Consider the following 21,733-nt stretch of genomic DNA (forward strand, 5'->3'; position numbering starts at 1 on the left):
TTAAAAGAACTTGTAGCTGGCCGACAGGGCAAACTGGCGGCCGAACAGATCCTGGCTATGGTTGTAGCCTTCCCAGCCGTTCGGGTCGTAGTACGGCTGCTTGTTGAACGCGTTTTTCACGTTCAGGCCCACGTCCAGGTGCTTGATCGGCTTCCAGCTGAACGCCAGGTTCACCGTGGTGTACGACGGCGCTCCCTTGCACTGGCCGGCCGGCAGCGCCACGGAGGCGGCGGTGCAGTTTTCCGGCGTGTTGTCCTTGTCCCAGGGGCCATACGCCCAGCGCGTCTTGCCCGAGTAGTTGATGAAGACGCTGCTGACGAAGTTGCGGTAGCTCCAGTCGGCGTTGACGGTGGCGCGGTAGCGCGGCGAATCGTAGTAGCCGACGGTGTTGCCCTTGATGTCGCTGCCGTCTTCGCTGTCGTGGGTGTCGTGCTTGCGGATGGTGGCCGCAATGCCCGTGCTCAGCTTGCCCATGTCTCCCAGCGAAAAGCGCGTGCGCGCATCGATGTCGACGCCGTCCATCAGGGTGCGGCCACGGTTCGAATACGAGTTGATCAAGCCGCCCAGGTTGCCCACCGAGTAGCCGGGCACGCCGCCCGCGCACACGCCCGCGTTGGCGGGATTGGCGCACATGGCCGCCACCGCCGCCACGTTGCCACGGTCCGCATCGGTCAGGTCATTGCGGATGGCGCTGGGCGTACCGGCCAGGGTCGGGCCGTATTTGTCCACCAGTTCCGTAAACAGCTCGTTGAAGTCCTGGCGCACGATTTCGTCGCGGCGGTTGATGAACCAGTAATCGATGGAGATGCTCACGTCCTTGGCCGGCTGCAGCACCAGGCCGACGGTGGAAATCTTGGCCTTCTCCGGACGCAGGTTCTGGTTCGGCGGCGTCAGGCCGCCCACCGTCGTGGAGCAATTCGAATTGAGCAAGCTCTTGCCCAGATCCGCATCCGTCGCCACCTTGGACTTCATCAGCGCGCGCGCCATGGCATTCGTTTCATCGCAGCGCACAGTGTCGCGGATGCCGCCCACCTGCGCAAAGACGCCGCCCGTGCCCGATTCGGCCAGATTGGGCGCGCGGAAGCCTTCGGAATACGTCCCACGCAGCATCAGGTCGGGCCGCGCGCGCCAGATCACGCCCAGCTTGGGCGCCAGGTTGGCGGCGAAGTGCGGATATTTGTCCAGGCGCGCGGCCGCATTCACTTCCAGGGTGTCGCTGAGCGGCACCACCACCTCGCCAAACACGGCGGCGATGGTGCGCCGGCCGTCGAACCAGGAACCGCCCTGCTGCGTGATCAGGCCATTGGCCGCATCCGTGTTGCCGGGCGTGAGAAAACTCTCGCGCATGACGTTGGTGCCCACGGCGGCGCGCACTTCGCGCTCGCCCAGCTTGAACAAGGTGCCTTCCAGCTTCGCATCCCAGGTCATCAGCTTGGTCCAGGATTCGATGGCGAAGGTGGGATAGGCGGCGCGCAGCAGCGCCGCATTGGCCTCGCTGATTTCGCCGAACTTGTAGGCGGGATTGTCCGAAATGAACGTGCGGCCGCTGACGGGGTCTTTCGTGAACGGGCCGAATGCCTGTTCAAAACCCTTGATGTTGATGTTCGCCGTCTGGAACAGCGTGGAATGGCTGCCCGCCACGCTGAGCGCCGTTTCAAAATCCCAGCCGCCGCCGATGCTGCCGCGCAGGCCGACGAGCGCGCGGTAGTTTTCATCGACGTTCTTCTGGCCGAAGTGGCCCGTCGCATCCTGCAGCAGGTAGTTCAAGCCGGCCGCACCGCCCATCTTGGCCACCATGTCGGCATCGAGCTTGCCTTTCAGGTAGACGTTGTTGGGACTCAGGAAAGGCGTGGCGAAGGTGTTCAGGGTATTGCCCGTGTTACGGGCGAACCAGTTGTTCGTGCTGCCGCTGTTGAAGCTGGACGGACCGTTTTCGCCGCGCATCTTGATGTGGGTGAAGGCGCCTTCCGCGAACGCTTCCAGGTCGCCGCCCAGTTTCAGCCGGCCACTCAGATACGCCGTGGCCCGCTCCGAGGTAGGCCCCGTGTCGAGCTGGTTGGGCAGCGCATTCCACACGCAGCGCGTGCCCGACGCTTCCGTGATGCTGGTGTTGCAGCCAGGCGCGGCGCGCTGGGTGCGGGCATTGTTGTTGGCCTTGTCGAAGACAAAGAAGGTCCCCGGGTTCATCGTGCCCGGTTCGCTGCCGACGCCCACGCGCATGTTCGGAATGAAGTTGGGATTATTCGCATAAAAATACGCGGGACGCTTCTGCCAAGTGTCGGCCAGCGCGATACGGTCGCGCTGGTAGACGTTCACGGAACCGTAGATGTTGTAGCCGTCGCTGGCCAGGTCGCCCAGGCCATACAGCACGCTGGCCTGGCGCTCGCCATAGGATTTCACGCTGGGCGAAAACTCGCCATTGGCGCGCGCTTCCAGCCCCTGATACGACTTCTTGGTGATCACGTTGATGACGCCGGCCACGGCATCGGAACCATACACGGCCGACGCGCCGTCCGTCAAAATTTCCATGCGCTCGATGGCGGCGGCGGGAATGGCGTCGATATTGACGAACATGGTCTGGAAGCCGGCCGGCGCGCCATAGAACGACAGGCGGCGGCCATTCAACAGCACCAGGGTGCCCTGCGCGCCGAGGCCGCGCAGGTTCGCCTGCGAACCGCCATCCGAGCCCGTGAACATCGAGCGGAAATCCTGCTGCGCCGGACGGGCGGCGGGCAGGTTATCGAGCACTTGCAGCAAGGTGAGCGCGCCCATGTTTTCGATCTGCTTGGCGTTGATCACCTGTACAGGCGACGCCGTTTCCGCGTTGATGCGCTTCAGGCTGGACCCCGTCACTTCGACGCGCGTCAGTTTCTCTTCCTCCGCTGCCAGCGCCGTTGACGCCAATCCTACCGCCACCATGGCGGCCATCAGTTTTTTCAAGTGCATTCCCATCTCCCTTTTTATCAGTGATTTGTTTTCGTCAGGTTGCAAGAGCCCCTCCCCGGTCCGAAGAGGGGCTCGTTTTTGGTGAAATGATGAAGTGAAGTTGCTTAGCGCGGCTTGACTGTCGCGCCTTCCGTGCCGGTCAACACGGCGTTGGCCCAGTTGCCGCAGACCCGGGCCGGGTGGGCGCCGCGCGCGCCCAGGGTGCGCAAACTGAGCTGGCTCAGGCCGCGCACGTCGATTTCGGGTTTGACCACCCCGGGAGCCGTGACCAGGCCGCTGTCATACAGCAGCCGCTCACCGCTCCAGACCTGGAATTGCAAGCCGCCCGCGCTGCGGCAGCTATCGTCCACGCCCAGGTCGGCGCGCAGCAGATTCCAGTTGCCCGCCAGTTGCAAGTCGATGCGGCTGGCGGGGCCCACGCCGAGGCCCTTGCGGAACCACAGCCCGTTCATGCGCATTTCGGCTGCCTTGCCGGCTGGCCTGTCTTTCGCGATATGCTTCGGCAGCGCCAGGTCCGACAGATAGCGCTGCACCTCCTCGCCTTCGGCCACGCGGTGCTCGAGTACGCGGAATTCGGACAGGGTGACGGGCGCCACGTCGGTCGCCAGCGCCGCATCGAACGCGCGCGCCACCGGCCCGGCCTGCGCCGCCGTGACCATCGGGTCGGTGGACGCCGCGCCATCGTCTTCCGGATTTTGCGTGCTCATGACGCGGAAGCGCAGCAGGCGCCCGGCCGTGGCAGGGAAACTGATCGTCTGCGTGCCCTGTTCCAGTTTCAGGGTGCCGCGCGCAAGCGGCGCGCCCCACTCGCCATTGTTGTCGCCGATGTAGATTTCATAGTCGCGCACCTGGCCATGCTTCCAGTGCTGGTCGTTGCGCGGCGCCAGTTCGATGCCGTCCACCAGGCGCCGTTCCGTGAAGCCGATCACCCATTCGTGCGGACCGCTTTTCACGGACGGGCTGCGCACGGTGCGGAACCACGTCTCCGGCTTGCCGTCGAAGGCGTTTTCCAGCGGATAGCCGCTTTCCTCAAAGGGACGTCCCACCACCTGCATGGCATCGGCCGGCAAGGCGCGGCCCGGCACGGGCGCGGCCGGGAAGTCGGCGTCGACTCTCGCCACGGCCAGCGCACCGGCGACCTGCAAGGTCAAGGCCTGGCGGATATCCTGCGCCGCCACCTTCACGTGCAGGGTGCCCTGGCGGTCGGCAGCATCGAAATACCAGCCGTCCAGCGCCTTGTCGTAGGCGGCGCGGTCGCCGGACGCCGCGATCAGCCGTTCGCCGGCCCGCACAGCGGCCGGGGCCTGGCCTGCCAGCATGCGTAGCGCATAGCCGCGGCGCGCTTCCTGGCCCTGGTACTGGCCATCGACGGCGCCGATGTCGACCTGCACATCGCCGCCCGTCTGGCGCATGCGGATGACTTGCTGGCTAAAGGCGCCGCCCTGGTACTGGCGCGTGTTGCCATCGTCCTCATACAGCGTGTATTCGGAATCGCCATGCGGGTAGATATCGAGCGTGAGCTGATCCTTCGGCTTCTGGCCGTCATACAGCATTTCCGGATACATGGGCAGGATGGCGCCGGCCCGCACGAACACGGGCAGCTTGTCCAGCGTGACCTGCATGTCCAGGTCGCGCCCTTTCGCGTCCGCCGTGGCCTGGCGGCCGTCCCAGTAGTCATACCACGTGCCCTGCGGCAGGTGGATGCCCTTGCGCCAGCCGCCGCTGACGGCTTGGCTGCGGTAGACGGGCGCCACCAGCACGTCGCGCCCCAGGAGGAACTGGTATTTATAGGCTTCCGTGTAGGCGGCCGGGTCTTGCGGATAGTCCCACATCAGGCCCCGCACCAGCGGCGCGCCAGATTGCTCCGCTTCGCGCACCAGCGTATACATATACGGCGTCAAACGCATCTTGAGCTTCAAGTAGCGGCGGTTGATGTCGCGGTACGGCGCGTCGAACCACCACGGATGCTTGCGCTCGGCCGCGGCCCAGCCGGACATGCCCATCAGGACGGGCGTAAAGCTTTTCCACTGCAAGTCGCGCAGATAGGTTTCCGGGCTGCCGCCAAAGATGGCGTCCACGTCGCCGGACGCATACGCCTGGCCCGACAGGCCCGAACCGATCAGGGTCGGGATGTGCCAGCGGATGTAGTCCCAGCTGGCGCTCTGGTCGCCCGTCCACGCCACGGCGTAGCGCTGGATGCCGGCCCAGCCCATCACCGTCCACAGAAATGGCCGGCTGTCGGAGTTGTTCAGGATGCCGTCGTAGGCCGACTTGTTCGCATCCATGGCGAACTGGTAGCCCTTGCCCGTCCACGCCACGTCCAGCTTTTGCACGCGGCTGCCCGCCTGGCCCACTTCCCACGCGATCTTGTCGACGCCGTTTTCCGTCCACAGGCCCGTGCGGAAGCCATAGCCGGCCAGGCCCTTCACGGTTTCCGGCAAATTCGTGTAGCCGCAGCCATAGCCGTCGTTGGGCAGGATCCAGCCGCCCGGCATGTCGTGCTCGCGGTACTGGCGCGCCACGCTTTCGACCACGTCCGGCGTCTTGCCGGTCGGGCCATCGGTCCAGCCCTTCGGCACGGAACCGGGCTTTTTCACGTTGTCGCCATCGTTGTAGCAATCGGCGTCGCCGTATTCCAGCGCCCAGCGGGGCAGCATGCGCGCGCGGCCCGTCAAGTCAGTGTAGCGGGCGACGACGTCGCGCACGTCCTTGCCGACGAAGAAATACGCGTCATAGCGGCCTTCCGCGTGCTGCAGCGATATCTGTTCCTTGTCGCGCAAGTCGTAGTTCCCGTCGGACCAGGTATTGCGCAGCATGCCCCAGCCCCGTGAACTCATGAGAAATGGCGCCGGATTCGGCCGGTCGCCCTCTTCCCAGCCGCCCGAATACGACACGGGCACCTGCTTGCCCTTGAATTCGAAACGGCCATTCTGCTGGCCGCCGCCAAAGTATCGTTCGCCCGGCAAGCTCGATAACACCTGCACGCCCTGCTTGTCGTCGAGCGACAGCGGCTGCACTTCGCGCCACAGGGGCACCGCGTCGCCCTTGCGGAACAGGGTAAAGCGCAGCGGTTTGCGGTCGATGCGCAGGCTCAGGGCCTCGGTGCCGATCAGGATATGGCCAGGCTGTTCGTCGATCTGGTATGCCACCTGCGCGGCAGGCTGGCCCACGACGATGGGCGCGGCCTTGTCGCCGGGCCCCGTCAAGCCTCCCTTGCCGCCCGCCTGGATGCGCAGCACGTCCGCCTGCGGCAGGCTGATACGCAGCTGCACGCCCGTGTCGCTGCGCACATCCCAGCCCAGCACATCGCCCTTGGCCACGTCGGCCGGGTGCACGGCGGACAGCGACTGCAGATTGCCGATAGGCGCGGCCTGCAAGCCGGGTGCCGCCAGGGTGGCAAGAGCGGCGAGGACACAGGAGGCAAGGAAGCGGCGGGGAAGCGGGAGAGGTTTCATCGGCTGGCTTTCAGAAGTAATTCAATGAAATTACTTTAAGAAGAAAAATAAATATCGTCAACCAAAAGAAAGTTTTGACGCCAATTTATTAATAAAATACCTAAAATCAGCTCATTTATCTTACGTTTTACTAAAAAATCACGATACATACTTTCGTTATCGTCGCATTTCAGCGACAGCCCGCGCCGTCACACGCTTTCACGCTGCACTGCAGCACGCTCCGACACCGTTAAAACGACACTATTTCGCAAGTGGATTAAAAATTTACTTTCGTTTTACTTTCGTATTTGACTTTTCGAAATTTAGTATTTATGCTTTCTCCAACAAACACTTTACTGACACTCCATGACTACCCTTCTTCAGCGTGACATTCAAACCTGGCGCGACATCGGCGGCCTGCACACGGCCGAGGAAATCGCCCACCAGCCAGCCATCTGGCGCGCGCTGTCCGGCATTTTGCGCAACGAGCAAGTCAGCCTGGCCGCCTTCCTCGGCGATGCGCTGTCCAATCCGCAGCAACGCGTCATCCTGACGGGCGCCGGCAGCTCGGCCTATGTGGGCGAAATCGTCGTCGATACCCTGAACGCGGCCTGGCCTGCGCAGATCCGCGCCATCGCCACCACAACTTTGCTGACGCATCACGAGCTGTACCTGGAAGCGGATGCGCCCACCCTGCTCGTCTCGTTTGCCCGCAGCGGCGACAGCCCGGAAAGCCTGGCGGCCGTGGAACTGCTGCGCCAGGTCGTGCCCGGCGCGCGTTTCCTGAACATCACCTGCAACGCCGACGGCAAGCTGGCGCGCCAGGGCGCCAACGACGGCAACACCTATAACCTGCTGATGCCGGAAGGCAGCTGCGACCGCGGCTTCGCCATGACCAGCAGCTTTAGCAGCATGCTGCTGGCGGCCCTGTCGGTGCTTGGCAAGGACACGGATTTGCAGCGTCTGGACACCCTGGCGCAACTGGGCGAGCAAGCCTTGCGCGACTGGTCGGTTCCCGTGGCGCAGCTGGGATCAACACCCGTGCAGCGCGTCGTCTACCTGGGCAGCGGCCCGCTGGAAGCGCTGGCCAAGGAAGCGGCCCTGAAAATCCTGGAATTGACGGGCGGCCGCGTGATGGCGATGGCGAATACGCCGCTAGGTTTCCGCCACGGCCCGAAATCGGCCGTCACCACGGAGTCGCTGGTGATCCTGCTGCGCAGCAGCAAGCCGCTGGCGCGCCAGTACGAAGACGATTTATTGAAGGAACTGCAGCGCGACAGCGTGGCGCAGCGCTGCCTGACGGTGGGCATCGGCGGCGACTTATCTGCCAACTTAGCGGCCGATGCGCCGGCCTGGCCAGACGCCTGGCTGGCCCCTCTGTGGCTGCTGATGGCGCAGCAATATGCGCTGCACCAGTCCGCGCTGCTGCAACTGCGCCCCGACAATCCATTCGCCGGCGGCATTGTCAACCGTGTCGTGCAGGGCGTCACCATCTATGGCCATGACCAATTCTAATCGCACCGCCGGCTACCACGGCATCGACATCGGCGGCAGCAAGATGGAGCTGGTCGCCTTCCGTGACGACGATGGCGTGCTGACGGAAGCGTTCCGCGAACGGGTGGCCACGCCGGGCGACAATTTTGCCGCCTTCGTGCAAGCCATCGTCGACCTGGTGGCGCGCGGCGACGCCGCCCTGGGCACGACGGCGCCCGTCGGCATCGGCTTGCCCGGAGTGATCGACAGCGCCAGCGGACGCCAGCTCAGTTCCAACGTGCCGGCCCTGAACGGCCGCCTGGTGGCGCAAACCCTGCAGCAAGCCTTGCAGCGCCCTGTCGCCATCGGCAACGATTGCCAGTGCTTCGCCCTGTCGGAAGCGCAGGGCGGCGCGGCCGACAATGCCGCCAGCATGTTCGGCGCCATCCTCGGTACGGGCGCCGGCGGCGGCTATTGCGTGGGCGGCCAGCTGCTGCGCGGCTTTAACGGCGTGGCCGGGGAATGGGGCCACTGGAGCCTGCCCGCCACCCTGCTGGCGCAGCACGGCCTGGCCGAATACCCCTGCCCGTGCGGCAAGGCGGGCTGCCTGGAACGCTATGTCTCCGGCCCCGCCATGCGCAAGCTCCACGCGCATTTCGGCGGCGACGGCGCCGAACCGCTGGCCATCGTGGCGCGCGCCAACATGGGCGACGCCGTGGCCCAGCGCACAGTCGCCGTGCACCTCGATGTGCTGGGCCACGCGCTGGCCGGCCTGGTGCTGGCCTACGACCCGCACGTCATCGTGCTCGGCGGCGGCTTGTCCAAGCTGCCGCACCTGTACGACAAGCTGCCGGCCGCCGTCAAGCGCCACCTGTTCCCCGGCGTGCACGTGCCGCCTATCCTGCCGCCCCGCTTTGGCGACGCCGGCGGCGCGCGCGGCGCGGCCCTTTTGATACGACAACATACAAAGGCCTAAACATGATGAAGCAAGCGGAAAACCCGACTTTTACCCTGTCGCCCATCCAGCAAGTGATCAAGGCGCACCGCCGCGGCGAGCGCGTGGGGCTGTACGCCGTCTGCTGCAGCCACCCGAGCGTACTGCGCGCCGCCATGCGCGTGGCCAGCGAGTACGACACCGTGCTGCTGGTCGAGGCGACGTCGAACCAGGTCGACCAGTTCGGCGGCTACACGGGCATGACGCCGGCCGTTTTCCGCGACACCATGCTGGCACTGGCCCGCGAACAGGGCTTCCCCGCCAGCCGCCTGGTGCTGGGCGGCGACCATCTGGGTCCGAACGCCTGGCAGCACCTCGATGCGGCCACCGCCATGGACCATGCCGAAACCCTGATCGCCGCGTATGCGTCGGCCGGTTTCCACAAGATCCACCTCGATTGCAGCATGCGCTGCGTGGATGACCCCTTGCAGCTCGACGATGAAACCGTGGCCGCCCGTTCCGCGCGCCTGTGCATCGTCGCCGAGGAAGCGGCGGCGGCCGCCGGCTTCGCGCCGCCCGTCTATGTGATCGGCACGGAAGTGCCGATTCCCGGCGGCGAAGCGTCGCTGGCGCAGGCCGGCGCCGTCACCAGCCCGCAAGCGGCGCGCCGCACGCTGGACGTGCACCGCCGCGCATTCCTCGACAACGGCCTGCATGGCGCCTGGCGCCGCGTCATCGCCATGGTGGTGCAGCCGGGCGTCGATTTCGACCAGAGCAGCATCCAGCACTACGATGCGGATGCCGCCGCCGAGCTGTCGGCCTTCGTTGCCGAGCAGCCTGGCCTCGTGTTCGAAGCCCATTCCACCGACTACCAGCGCGAAACGGCGCTGCACGCCATGGTGCGCGACCATTTCGCCATCCTGAAAGTGGGCCCGGCCGCCACCTTCGCCCTGCGCGAGGCGCTGTTCGCCCTGTGCCAGATCGAGGAAGAACTGCTGCCGGCGCACGCCACCTCGCAGTTGATGCAAGTGCTCGACGACGTGATGGTGGCCAAGCCGAAGAACTGGATCAAGCATTACCTGGGCACGCCGGAAGAACAGCGATTGATGCGCCGCTACGGCTTGAGCGACCGTTGCCGCTATTACTGGGGCGAGCCGGAAGTGGCGGCCGCCGTCGGCAAGCTGCTGGCCAACCTGGACGGCGTGGCCATTCCGCTGCCGCTGCTGAGCCAGCATTTGCCGGAACAGTACCTGGCCGTGGTGCAGGGCAGCCTGCAAGCGCAGGCGCCAGCCTTGATCGAGCACAAGATCGGCAGCTTGCTGGCGCAATATGCGCGCGCCTGCAACCGCAATGCGGCAGTCCCCGTCATTGCCGAAGCGGCAATCTGTTAAGCTCGGTATTTTCATTTTTTACTGAGCCCGCCACCATGCGAAATACCAGCCAACGCCGTGAATCCATCCTCCAAATGCTTGCCCAGCAGGGCTCGGTGCAGGTGACCGATCTGGTGGAAAAGCTCGGCGTGTCCGCGGTCACCATCCGCAGCGACTTGAATGCGCTGGAAGCACAAGGCATGGCCACGCGCAGCCACGGCGGCGCGACCCTGACGCGCACGCCGCCGCCCGAGCACACGATACGCCAGAAGGACGCCATCAACCACGAGCAGAAGGAGCGCATCGGCGCCTACGCGGCGCGGCTGGTGGAACCGGGCGACAACATCATCATCGACTCGGGCACCACCACCATCTCGCTGGCGCGCCATCTGCGCGATGCGACGGGCGTGACGGTGGCGACGAATGGCCTGAACATCGCATGGGAACTGGCCGACGCGCCCGGCGTGGATCTGATCCTCACGGGCGGCCTGCTGCGCAAGCAGTCGCTGTCGATCCAGGGCAGCCAGGCCGAAACCTGCCTGCAGGCGTACAGCTTCGACAAGCTGTTCCTGGGCGTGGACGGCTTCGACCTGCAGTTTGGCGTGACTACCCACCACGAAGCGGAAGCAAGCCTGAACCACAAGATGGTGGAACGGGCAAAGAAAATCATCGTCCTCACGGACGCCTCGAAGTTCGGCCGCGTCAGCCTGCACCGCATCGTGCAGCTGGACCGCGTCGATACCGTCATCACCGATGCCAGCATCAGCCAGGAGTACCGCGAAGGGCTGCAAAAGCTGGGCATCGAACTTTTTATAGCGGAATAACACATGCTGAGCGGCAGAATCCTTACCCCATCTGGCTGGATCACGGGCACCATCACCTTTGACCAGCGCATCGTCCAGATACAAGAAGACCCTGCCGCCGACAGCGCGCTGACCATCCTGCCCGGCTTCATCGACCTGCACGTGCACGGCGCGGCCGGCGTCGACATCATGGAAGGCGACAACGCGGGCGCCACCGTGGCGCAGGTACACGCGCGCCATGGCACCACGGCCCTGCTGGGCACCACCCTGACGGCCAAGGAGCCGTCGATCCTGCGCGCCCTGCAAGGCCTGGCCAGCGTCATCGCCGAGCGCCCCGCCAACGGCGCGCGCATGCTGGGCGTGCACCTGGAAGGCCCGTTCCTGAATCTGCACCGCCTGGGCGCGCAGCCGCCCGACGTGGTGCAGGCCAGCCTGGCGCTGGTGCAGCGCTTCCACGCCATCGCCCCCATCAAGGTGCTAACCATGGCGCCGGAAATCCCCGGCCACCTGGAACTGATCCCGCAACTGGCGGCGATGGGCATCCGCGTGCAGATCGGCCACAGCGCCGGCACGTATGACGAAGGCGTGGCGGCGCTCAACGCCGGCGTCTCCGGCTTTACCCACCTGTACAACGGCATGACGGGCATGACGCATTACGACCCCGGCATGGTGGGCGCGGCGCTGGCGCATGCCGAGTACGCAGAAATCATCCCCGACCTGCAGCACGTGGCCAAGGGCGCCCTGCGCGCGGCCCTGCGCGCCATCCCCCGCCTGTACGGCGTGACGGACGCCACCTCGGCCACCGGCATGCCGGACGGCGAATACGGCCTGGGCACGCAGCGCGTCTATAAATGCCTGGGCTGCGTGCGCCTGGCCACGGGCTCGCTGGCCGGCAGCGTGCTGACCATGGACCAGGCCCTGCGCAACTTCGTCGACCTGGGCCTGGACCTGGCCGACGCCTCGAACCGCTTGTCGCTGTACCCGGCCGACTACCTGGGCGAATCCGAACGGGGCCGCCTGGCGCCCGGCGCCTGGGCCGATATCGTCGTCCTCGATTCCACATTACAGCCAGTGTCCGTCTTCGTCGAAGGCGCGGCCATCGATCTTTCCACCCGCTAGATTCAGTCTCTAGACCCAGCCCCCAACCTCAACCCCGTCCCGGAGTTTTCATGCACGACACGTCACACAAGGCCCCCGTGTGGGCCATGCGCTACCTGCTATTTATTGCCGGCATGGGGGGATTGCTGTACGGCATAGACATCGGCATCATCGCCGGCGCCCTGCCCTACCTGGAATCGACGGCCTCGGTGGCGTGGAAACTGACGGCCCAGCAGCTGAGCTTTATCGTTGCCGCCGTGCTGTTGGGCTCCGTCCTCTCCTCGCTGTTCGCCGGCGCCCTGGCCGACCTGCTTGGCCGGCGCTGGGTGATGTTCCTGGCCGGCGCCCTGTTCAGCGCCAGCATCCCGCTGATCGCGCTGGCCGACGGCTACATGCCGCTGCTGCTGGGCCGTCTGCTGCAAGGCATCAGCGGCGGCTTGATCGGCGTCGTCGTGCCCCTGTACCTGGCCGAATGCCTGCCCGCGCAGCAGCGCGGACGGGGCGCCGCCCTGTTCCAGCTGCTGCTGACCATCGGCCTGGTGGCAGCAGCCCTGATTGGCCTGCTGCAGGCGCAGACGGTGGAAACGGCCACGCAGGCGGCGCAAGCGCTGCCGGAAGCGGGCCGCATCGCCGCCATTTTTACCGCCAAGGACCACGCCTGGCGCAGCATCTTCTGGGTCTGCCTGACGCCGGGCCTCGTATTTACCATCGGCGCCCTGCTGCTGGCCGAATCGCCGCGCTGGCTGGCGCAACGGGGCCGCATCGAGCAGGCGCGCCAGTCGCTGCTGCGCACGCGCCTGCCCGCCGACGCCGACATCGAACTGCGCGAGATGCAGGATACGCCGGAAAATACGGCCAAGGCCGGCGGCAAGGCCAGGGATCCACTGCTGAGCCGCCGCTACGTGCTGCCCTTCCTGCTCGCTTGCCTGATCCTCGCCTGCACCCAGGCGACGGGCATCAATTCCATCCTCGCCTACGTCGTCAATATCTTGAACCAGGCAGGCCTGTCCGGCGCCTCGGCCAACATGGCGGACGTGTTGTTGAAGGTGCTGAACGCCGTGATGACGGTGGTGGCCGTGCTGCTGGTCGACCGCAAGGGCCGCAAATTCCTGCTGATGCTGGGCACGGGCGGCATCGTCGTCTCGCTGCTGGCGGCCGGCCTGCTGTTCCGCGGCGCCGAAGCGCACCTGGCCGACGTGCGTCCCGCCATCGCCACGCAGGTGCAAGCGGACAGCCTGGCCTTGCACCTCGATGCGGCCACCTTGGCGGCCCTGGGCGCGGCAACCGACGGCACGCCGCAGCAGCTGACCATCGCCTACGCCTACGGCCCGTTCACCAATGTGAAAAGCCTGCGCAGCGACGATCCCGTGCTGCGCCAGGTGACGATCGCCCGCGCCGACGCCGTGCAGGCCGACAGCGTGATCGGCGTGTTCTTCCGCAAGCTGCACCTGAACCCGTTCGCCGACCCGGCCGCCGGGCGCGAGGCGCCGCTGCGCATCGAGAAGGCCAGCCTGGGCCCCGTGCCTTCGTCCACGCACGGCTGGCTGGTGGCGATCGCCATCTGCGTGTTCGTTTCCAGCTTTGCCGTCGGACCGGGCGTGTGCGTGTGGCTGGCCCTGTCCGAGCTGATGCCGACCCGCATCCGCTCGAACGGCATGAGCATCGCCCTGCTGGTCAACCAGTTCGTCTCGACGGTGATCGCCGCCATCTTCCTGCCGACCGTGGGCTTGCACGGTTATTCGACGCTGTTCTTCTTCGGCGCCGGCTGCACCGTGCTGTACTTCCTGGCGGCGGCCTTCCTGCTGCCGGAGACCAAAGGCAAGACACTGGAAGAGATCGAGGCGCACTTTTCAAAGTAAGCCAAAGTAACCATTTGTAGCAGTCTCCTTTTCAGCCCCGGCCGTTTCCGGGGCTGTTTTTTTGCCCGCAAGACAAGCTTCCGGGCTGGCGCGCACGCCAAAGTACGGTTTTCCTTCTGGAATCTTGGGCGCCTGGGCTAGAATCTGGCTGCGTCGTGCTACTCACGAGGCGGCAATGGCGCCATGACAAAAACCACCAGGAGACACAGTGAGCTTATTTAGAACCAAGAATTTGGATGACATGATTGCCCACAGCAAGAAGCCAGGAGGTCTGGCCAAGGTGCTGGGGCCCTTCGACCTTGTCCTCATGGGCATCGGCGCCATCGTCGGCACGGGCATTTTCGTGCTCACCGGCACGGGCGCGCTGACGGCCGGCCCCGCCCTGTCGCTGTCGTTTGTCGTGGCGGCCGTCGCCTGCTGCTTCGCCGCCTTGTGCTACGCGGAATTTGCCTCCACCGTGCCGGTGGCCGGCTCCATCTACACCTACAGCTATGCGACTTTGGGCGAGTTGGCCGCCTGGATGATAGGCTGGGACTTGCTGCTCGAATACGGCCTGGCCGCCGCCGCCGTCTCCGTCGGCTGGTCCGGCTACTTCCAGTCGCTGCTGTCGGGCTTCGGCATCGCCCTGCCCGTCGCGCTCACCGCCGCCCCCGGCGCGCTGCCCGGCGTGACCACCTTCATCAACCTGCCCGCCCTCGTCATCATGCTGGCCCTGACGGCCATGCTGGGCTGGGGCGTGCGCGAATCGGCGCGCCTGAACAACGTCATGGTCGCCATCAAGGTAGGCGTGGTACTGCTGTTTATCATCTTCGGCGCGCGCCACGTGCAGCCGGCCAACTGGCAGCCCTACATGCCGTTCGGCTACCACGGCATGCTGAGCGCCGCCGCCCTCGTCTTCTTCGCCTTCATCGGCTTTGACGCCGTCACCTCGGCCGCCGAGGAAGTCAAGAAACCGTCGCGCGACCTGCCGATCGGCATCATCGGCTCGCTGGCCGTGTGCGCCGTGCTGTACGTGGTGGTGTCGGCCATCATGACGGGCATCGTGCCATATCAAAAATTCCTCGGCGTCGACCATCCCGTCTCGCTGGCCCTGCAGTATGCGGGCGAAAACTGGATCGCCGGCTTCGTCGACCTGGGCGCCATCCTCGGCATGACCACCGTGATCCTCGTGATGGCATTTGGCCAGACGCGCATCATCTTCGCCATGTCGCGCGACGGCTTGCTGCCCAAGCGCCTGTCCACCGTGCACCCGCGCTTCCACACGCCGTTCTTCGCCACCTGGCTGGTCGGCATCGTCTTCGGCCTGATCGCCGCCGTGATCCCGCTCAACATCCTCGCCGAGCTGATCAACATTGGCACCCTGGCCGCCTTCACCATGGTGTCGGTTGCCGTGGTGGTGCTGCGCAAGAAGCGTCCCGACCTGCCGCGCGCCTTCCGCTGCCCCGGCGTGCCGTACGTACCGGCGCTGGCCGTGATCCTGTGCGTGGGCCTGATGAGCTTCCTCAGCTGGGTCACCTGGGTGGCCTTCACCATCTGGCTGGTGATCGGCCTGGTCATCTACTTCGGCTACGCGCGTCGCCGTTCGCTGCTGCATCCGCCGCAGTAAAAAATCCCCTGCAGCGACATATCCTGTCGCTGCCCCAGTTAAGATGGCGGTCTCGCAACCACCGCAGGCCGCCATCCATGCAACGTTCCCCCGACCTCATCGCACAGCTGGACCAGAGCACGGACCAGCTCAAACGCGCGCGCCTGCGCAACATGCAGTGGCTGGCCGTCGGCTTGCTGCTGCTGGCCGCGCTGGTCTTCGCCGTGGCCCGCTCGCAGCGGGGCGGCCATCCCGCCTGGGGCTACGTGGAAGCGTTCGCCGAAGCGGCCATGGTGGGCGCGATCGCCGACTGGTTCGCCGTCGTCGCCCTGTTCCGCCACCCGCTGGGCATCCCCTTGTGGCATACGGCCATCATCCCGAACAGCAAGGCGGACATCGGCCGCAGCCTGGGCGCCTTCGTGGAAAACCATTTCATTACCGAGCAAGGCATCGCCGAACGCATCGTGCAAGCCGACCCCGCCGCGCGCCTGGGCGCCTGGCTCGGTGACGAGACGCACGCGCGGCAGCTGGGCATGGCCGGCGCCGGTGTCGCCAGGCAACTGCTGGCGATGGCCGACCACGACAAACTGGGGCGTCTGCTGCGCGAGCAGGCCAGCGGCTACCTGGGCCAATTGAATTTGTCGGACGTGGCGGCCGACTGCATCGATGCGCTGATCGCCGACGGCAAGCCGCAGGAATTGCTGGACTTCCTGCTCGACCGCAGCGCCGCCTACCTGGACGATGAGCACCACCACGCCGCCATCGGCGACTTCGTGCTAGGCGCCTTCCAGATCGAGAACGCGCTGGTGAAAAAAGCCGTGAAAGCGTATGAACCGCGGATGATCGCCTCGCTGCAGAAATTCGCCCTCGCCGTGCGCGTCGATCCGGCCCACCCGCTGCGCCAGCGCATCGCCGGCTGGATCGCCGACAGTGCGCTGCACCTGAAGGCGGACCCGCAGTGGCAAGAGACCGTGCGCCGCTACCAGCTGCAGCTGATCGCCAGCGATACGGTGCAAGCCATGCTGGGCGACGTCTGGAACCACCTCCGCGCGCGCCTGCTGGCCGACCTGCACGCCGACCAGCCCGTGCTGGCGCAAGCCATCGCCGGCCTGGCGCAGAACACGGGCACGGTGCTGGGCGCGGACCAGGCTGCGCGGGCATGGCTGAACGACGCCATCGTCGCCGGCAGCGGCGCGCTGGTGCGCCGCTACCGGGGCGAGGTGGGCGCCTTCATCGCCGCCCGCCTGGACCTGTGGAGCAAGGACGAGATGAGCGAGCGCATCGAACTGGCCATCGGGCGCGACCTGCAATTCATCCGCATCAACGGCACCGTCGTGGGCGGCCTGGCCGGTTTGCTGATTTATACGGCTACCCAGCTGTTTTAGGCCGCCGTCACCAGCGCGGCACGGCGCCGGCCGGCACCGCATGCGAGGGAAAATGCGGCAGCACTTCCTGCGCCAGTTCCTGCAGCACCTCCGCGGCCGGGCGCTGGCCATGCTGGATGCCCAGCGCCGCATGGTTGACGCCCGCTTCGCGCCATTCACCGAGCAAGTCGATCAAGCCCTTGCGTCCCGTGCGCAGCACATAGCCGCTGCGCACGGGCGTGCGCGGGTAATCGGGGTCGTCCACCAGGTCCAGCCACTCGTTGCACATGTGCGGGCGAAAGCCGCCATCGGGGATGCACCGACGCCAGGCGCGGATCTTGTCCGCCAGCCGGCGCGGCCCGTCCGGCGTATCCGTCGCTTCCGGATACGTCAGCCAGCCATCGGCGTGGCGCCCGATCCACTCCAGCGGCTGGCCCGAGGAGCTGGTGACGACGAGGGGAATGGCGCCCGCCACGGGCTTGGGCAGCAGTTCCAGGCCAGCCAGGCTGCCCAGCGGGCCGTCGATGCTGGCGGGGCCTGCCCGCAGCAGTTGGCGGAACATGTGCACGGCCTGCGCATAACGCGCGCCGCGCGTGGCGTATGGCACGCCATACGCGGGAAATTCGCTGGCCCGGTCGCCCGACGCCGTGCCCAGCACCAGGCGTCCGCCCGACAACTGGTCGATGCTGGCGGCCGCCTTGGCCAGGTCGATCGGATGGCGCAGGGTGAAAATGGCGCTGCCCGTGGCCAGGGCCAGCGACTCCGTGCGCGCCGCCAGATACGCCAGATAGGTCCACGGGTCGAACAACTGGCCCGCATCGCCGAAGCGCGGGTCGAACAGGGGAATGTCGCGCACCCAGGCGGCGGCAAAGCCTTGCCGGTCCATGGCGGCGACCAGGTCCGCCTGGCCGGCCAGCGCCTGCATGTCGCCCTGGTAAAAGCGCAGCGGCAGATAAATGCCGAGGGTGAGCGCGCCGGGCGCGAACATGCGGCGGTAGCCGGCATGGTGGGCAAACGCGTGCAAAGACGCGCCGCTGGTATCGATCGTCATATTGTTCCTTGATATAGGTCAAGCGCCCGTGGCGGGCGCGGGAAGCGTGATGCCCAGCTGCACGGCCGGGCGGGCCGCCACGCGGGCGTACCAGGCGGCCACGTGCGGCCAGTCATCGAGCTTGAAGCCGACCAGGTCGGCGATGTGCAGCCAGCCGAAGCTGGCGATGTCGGCGATGGAATAGTCGTCGCCGGCCAGGTAGGCGTGGTCCGCCAGGCGGCCGTCCATGGTGGCCAGCGCGGCGTCGCACAAGTGGCGGAAGTGCGCCGTGGCGGCGACATCCGCGCCGCCGTCGGCCAGTTCAAAGTGCACGCGCTGGCCCAGCATCGGCCCCATGCTGGCCGCGTGAAATTGCAGCCAGGTGATGGCGGCCCAGCGCTGCCGTGGCTGCGCCGGCAGCAGGCGCCCCGTCTTTTCCGCCAGGTACAGCAGGATGGCGGCCGACTCGAACACGGTGATGCCCGTGTCGTGGTCGACCAGCACGGGAATGCGCCCGTGCGGATTGAGGGCCAGGAAGGCGGGCAAGCGGTGTTCTCCCTGTTCGATACGCACATGGCGCAATCGATAGGGCAAGCCCAGTTCGGCCAGCGCGATGGTGGCCTTGAAACCGTTGGGCGAGCTGTCGGTGTACAAGTCCATCATGACGCCGCCTCCTGGCGCGCGGCCTTGCCGGGCAGGATGACGATGGCGCAGGCCAGGCCCGCCGCCACCAGGCAGGCGGAAACGAGGATGGCGCCGCTGTAGCCTTGTGCGGCCGTGCCGCCGCCGGCCAGCACGGCGATACTGACCGCCACGCCCACGGCCAGGCCGACGGCCGAGCCGACTTCCTGCGTGGTCGTCAGCATGCCGCCCGCCAGGCCATGGTCCGCTTCCGGCACGCCATCGATGCCGGCCACCGTCCAGGCGGGAAACGCCAGGCCATAGCCGATGCCGGCCAGTACGGTGCCGGGCAGGATGGAGGCGGCCCACGACGCCAGCGTGGCCAGCGACGCGCCCAGCATGGCCAGGCCGCCGATGAACAGCAGCATGCCGCCAACGATGACGGGCTTGGTGCCGCAGCGGGCGATCAATGCCGGTCCGGCCCATGCGCTGGCCAGGGTAAAGGCGACGGCCATCGGCAGCAAGCCCAGTCCCGTGCGCGTGGCGGAAAATCCCAGCACTTCCTGCATGGCCAGCGCCACGACGACAAAGGTGGGGCCGAGGGCCGTATTGGCCAGCAGGGAGACGATATTCGCGCCGCCCGTCGAGCGGCGCAGGAAGACGGCCAGCGGCATCAGCGGCGTGGCCACGCGCCCCTCCACCCAGACGAACAGCGCCAGCAGGGCCAGCGCCAGCGCGACCAGGCCAAACGTGAGCGGATGCGCCAATCCCACATGCTCGCTATTGGCAAAGGCAAACACCAGCGTCGCCGCGCCCGACGCCACCAGCAGCGCGCCCCACACGTCGAGCGAGCCGCCAGCCGCGGCGGCATCGGGCCGGCCCTGGGGCAAGGCCGGCGACAGGGCCAGCACCAGCAAGCCGACGGGCACATTGATCCACAGCACCCAGCGCCAGCCCAGCAGGTCCGTGATGAAGCCGCCCAGTATCAGTCCCGCGACAAAGCCGCTGGCCGCCACGGCCGTCCAGGCGCCGAGCGCCCGGTTGCGCTGCGCCGGCTCGGGAAACACGGCCAGCAGCAGGGAAAACGCGGCAGGCGAAAACATGGCGGCGCCGAAGCCCTGCAGCGCGCGCGTGGCCACCAGCATGGCCGGGCTGTGCGAAAAGCCGCCCAGCAGGGAGGCGGCCGTGAACAGCAACAGCCCCGCGATGAAGACGCGGCGGCGGCCAAACAGGTCGGCCGCGCGCCCGCCCAGCAGCAGGAAGCCGGCGATGGCCACGCCATACGCATTGATCACCCATTGCAGCCCGCCGGGCGTGAAGCCCAGGCTGTGCTGGATTTGCGGCAAGGGGATCATGGTGATGGAAAAATCGAGCAAGGCGACGAATTGCGTGGTGCACAGCAAAAGCAGGCAAAGCTGCCGATGTGAAAGTAACATGGAGATCCTATCGATATAGTTTTACTCGACGTCAAAAGAACGCCGAACTCCCCTATAATGCGTTTTCCAAGAGCGAAACAGAAACGATGTTTTTTCGCGCTTGACTTTAGAAAAACTATATCGATGACGCATCCTTTACCGCTCCAGGCGCTGCGCGCCTTTGTCGAAGTGGGCCAGCGCGGCAGCATCAAGGCGGCCGCCGAAGCGCTGCACGTGACGTCGGGCGCCGTCAGCCAGCAAATCCGCCTGCTGGAAGAACGGGTCGGCATGCCCCTGTTTACGCGCGAACGCCAGGGCTTGCGCCTGACCGAGGCGGGCGCCAGGGTCCACCCCGCCCTGCTGGGCGCCTTCACGCAGATCGCCGGCGCCAGCCAGGCGCTGGAAGACATGGGCGCGCGCCAGACGCTCACCGTCAGCACGGTCGCCACCTTTGCCGCCGCGTGGCTGGTGCCGCGCCTGGGCCGCTTCAACCAGCGCCATCCCCATATCGAGGTGCGCGTGGAAGCGACATCCGCGCTGGTCGACCTGCGCCGCGACCGGGTCGACGTGGCCTTGCGCCACGGCCTGGGCGACTATCCGGGCTTGCAGGTGACGCGTTTGATGGCGCCCGTGCTGGTGCCCGTCGCCAACCCGGCCCTGATGGCGGGCCAGGCGCCCATCGCCACGCCGGCCGATTGCCTGCGCTACCCGCTGCTGCACGACACGGACAGCGCCGACTGGCCCCTGTGGCTGGCCGCGCATGGCGCGCCGGACGGCAGCGAGGATGCGGCGCGGGCGCTGCGCGGCTCGGCCTTCGAAGATGATTTTCTGTTGATACGCGCGGCCGAGGCGGGCCAGGGCCTGGCCCTGGTGCCGCAGCTGTACGCGCAGGAAGAAATCGCCGCCGGGCGCCTGGTGCAAGTGCTGGACTTGCCGTGGCCCGCGCGCTTTGCCTACTACCTGGTGACGCGGCCCGACGCAGCCACGCGCCCCGCCGTGCAGGCATTCATGGCATGGATTTGCGAGGAAGCGCAGGCCACGCGCTAAGTAATCCTCAGGAAATTATTGTCAATTCATGAAGAACAAGATCGGATGCCAGGCAAGGCGCCCGCTGCGACGCACAGCGCCGCTTATGGAAGCCAGAAATCGCAATCATTTACTGGGGCTTATATTGGGGCTTGCTTACAGCGCATGCCCCCCGGCCGCGCACGACACCACGCCGCACGCGGTGCTGAACAGCACCGGCACGCCGGCGCGTCCCATGGCGATGCAGCTTACGGCGGGCAGCACGGCCAACAGCAGCGCCAGGTAGGCGAGCGCCTGCAGGCGGCTCAGGGCCGGTCGCACAGCGCCCGCGGTATCGCGCGCCATGCCGCGCCTGAACGCCGTATTGCCCCTGCAGGCATCTGCCCTGCCGCTTGTCATCCAGTTCGTAAGCATGTCCCTCTCCTCGATTCCGGTTACCGGCCTGTCCCGCCGGCTTGAACGGCCTGCACGCCTGCTGCTCAGGCTGTAATGGAATTTTGCTGCATAAATTTACCAAATACAATAAATAAATCCAAAAAGAAACAATTTTTTTGGTTTGCCAGCATGCATGGTTGCGCAAAGAAATCCGCCTTGACAGAGTGTAAAATGGGGAACTGGAGGCTGGCGCCGCCATCGAATCCGGATATTGCCGCATGAAAAATTCACTTTTAATCATTGCAATCAGTAAATTCATTGGAATGCAGTTCGTTTATGCAACAAACGGACTCAATCATTCCGGTGGCAGGTTGCCGGCCGCAGGCATCCCGCCAAACTT

Annotated in this window: 15 protein-coding genes; 9 read left to right on the forward strand and 6 right to left on the reverse strand. The window is 66.1% G+C overall.

From position 1 onward, the window contains the following. Both OX459_RS12290 and OX459_RS12295 read right to left on the reverse strand, forming a co-directional pair. Positions 1-2,946, reverse strand: a complete 2,946-nt coding sequence (locus OX459_RS12290) for a TonB-dependent receptor (protein ID WP_289905235.1) — start codon at positions 2,944-2,946, stop codon at positions 1-3. Between the two features lie 104 nt (positions 2,947-3,050). Continuing rightward, positions 3,051-6,401, reverse strand: a complete 3,351-nt coding sequence (locus OX459_RS12295; RefSeq protein WP_289905236.1) for a TIM-barrel domain-containing protein — start codon at positions 6,399-6,401, stop codon at positions 3,051-3,053. 345 nt (positions 6,402-6,746) lie between these two features. On the opposite strand from OX459_RS12295, the gene OX459_RS12300 reads away from it, so the two are divergent. The 8 genes from OX459_RS12300 to OX459_RS12335 all read left to right on the forward strand — a co-directional run bounded on the left by OX459_RS12300 (position 6,747) and on the right by OX459_RS12335 (position 16,887). Beyond that, complete coding sequence (locus OX459_RS12300) at positions 6,747-7,895, forward strand: SIS domain-containing protein (protein WP_289905237.1); 1,149 nt, start codon at positions 6,747-6,749, stop codon at positions 7,893-7,895. After that, positions 7,882-8,829: an ROK family protein gene (locus OX459_RS12305; RefSeq protein WP_289905238.1), complete on the forward strand. Its 948-nt coding sequence runs from the start codon at positions 7,882-7,884 to the stop codon at positions 8,827-8,829. The genes OX459_RS12300 and OX459_RS12305 overlap by 14 nt, the downstream gene beginning before the upstream one ends. Positions 8,830-8,834: 5 nt before the next feature. After that, complete coding sequence (locus tag OX459_RS12310) at positions 8,835-10,178, forward strand: D-tagatose-bisphosphate aldolase, class II, non-catalytic subunit (protein ID WP_289905591.1); 1,344 nt, start codon at positions 8,835-8,837, stop codon at positions 10,176-10,178. A 35-nt stretch (positions 10,179-10,213) separates the two neighbouring features. Beyond that, the gene (locus OX459_RS12315; RefSeq protein WP_034781637.1) at positions 10,214-10,981 is read left to right on the forward strand and encodes a DeoR family transcriptional regulator; all 768 of its coding nucleotides are present in this window, start codon (positions 10,214-10,216) and stop codon (positions 10,979-10,981) included. A 3-nt stretch (positions 10,982-10,984) separates the two neighbouring features. Further along, the gene (locus OX459_RS12320; RefSeq protein ID WP_289905239.1) at positions 10,985-12,079 is read left to right on the forward strand and encodes an N-acetylglucosamine-6-phosphate deacetylase; all 1,095 of its coding nucleotides are present in this window, start codon (positions 10,985-10,987) and stop codon (positions 12,077-12,079) included. 50 nt (positions 12,080-12,129) lie between these two features. Further along, entirely contained in the window at positions 12,130-13,917 is a 1,788-nt protein-coding gene (locus tag OX459_RS12325) for an MFS transporter (RefSeq protein ID WP_289905240.1), read from the forward strand. Between the two features lie 208 nt (positions 13,918-14,125). Further along, positions 14,126-15,523 carry an amino acid permease gene (locus OX459_RS12330; RefSeq protein ID WP_289905241.1) on the forward strand — a complete coding sequence of 466 codons (1,398 nt, stop codon included), beginning with the start codon at positions 14,126-14,128 and terminating at the stop codon, positions 15,521-15,523. A 77-nt stretch (positions 15,524-15,600) separates the two neighbouring features. Continuing rightward, positions 15,601-16,887 (forward strand): DUF445 domain-containing protein, encoded by a 1,287-nt coding sequence (locus OX459_RS12335; RefSeq protein WP_289905242.1) that lies wholly within the window; start codon positions 15,601-15,603, stop codon positions 16,885-16,887. Positions 16,888-16,894: 7 nt separating this feature from the next. On the opposite strand, the gene OX459_RS12340 is transcribed toward OX459_RS12335, so the two are convergent. The 3 genes from OX459_RS12340 to OX459_RS12350 are packed head-to-tail and all read right to left on the reverse strand — an operon-like array spanning position 16,895 to position 19,953. Then, on the reverse strand, positions 16,895-17,917 hold the full coding sequence (locus OX459_RS12340; RefSeq protein ID WP_289905243.1) for an LLM class oxidoreductase: 1,023 nt from the start codon (positions 17,915-17,917) through the stop codon (positions 16,895-16,897). 18 nt (positions 17,918-17,935) lie between these two features. Further along, complete coding sequence (locus OX459_RS12345) at positions 17,936-18,559, reverse strand: glutathione S-transferase family protein (protein ID WP_289905244.1); 624 nt, start codon at positions 18,557-18,559, stop codon at positions 17,936-17,938. Next, the gene (locus tag OX459_RS12350; RefSeq protein WP_289905245.1) at positions 18,556-19,953 is read right to left on the reverse strand and encodes an MFS transporter; all 1,398 of its coding nucleotides are present in this window, start codon (positions 19,951-19,953) and stop codon (positions 18,556-18,558) included. The genes OX459_RS12345 and OX459_RS12350 overlap by 4 nt, the downstream gene beginning before the upstream one ends. 123 nt (positions 19,954-20,076) lie before the next feature. Here OX459_RS12350 and OX459_RS12355 point away from each other — a divergent pair, with 123 nt between their 5' ends. Continuing rightward, complete coding sequence (locus OX459_RS12355; RefSeq protein ID WP_289905246.1) at positions 20,077-20,979, forward strand: LysR substrate-binding domain-containing protein; 903 nt, start codon at positions 20,077-20,079, stop codon at positions 20,977-20,979. 135 nt (positions 20,980-21,114) lie between these two features. Here OX459_RS12355 and OX459_RS12360 read toward each other — a convergent pair whose 3' ends face one another. Continuing rightward, positions 21,115-21,372, reverse strand: coding sequence for a hypothetical protein (locus OX459_RS12360; protein ID WP_289905247.1), 258 nt, complete (start codon positions 21,370-21,372; stop codon positions 21,115-21,117). Positions 21,373-21,733: the final 361 nt, after the last annotated feature.

Source organism: Janthinobacterium sp. SUN026 (assembly GCF_030397625.1).
In the GTDB taxonomy this organism is placed as follows: domain Bacteria; phylum Pseudomonadota; class Gammaproteobacteria; order Burkholderiales; family Burkholderiaceae_D; genus Janthinobacterium; species Janthinobacterium kumbetense.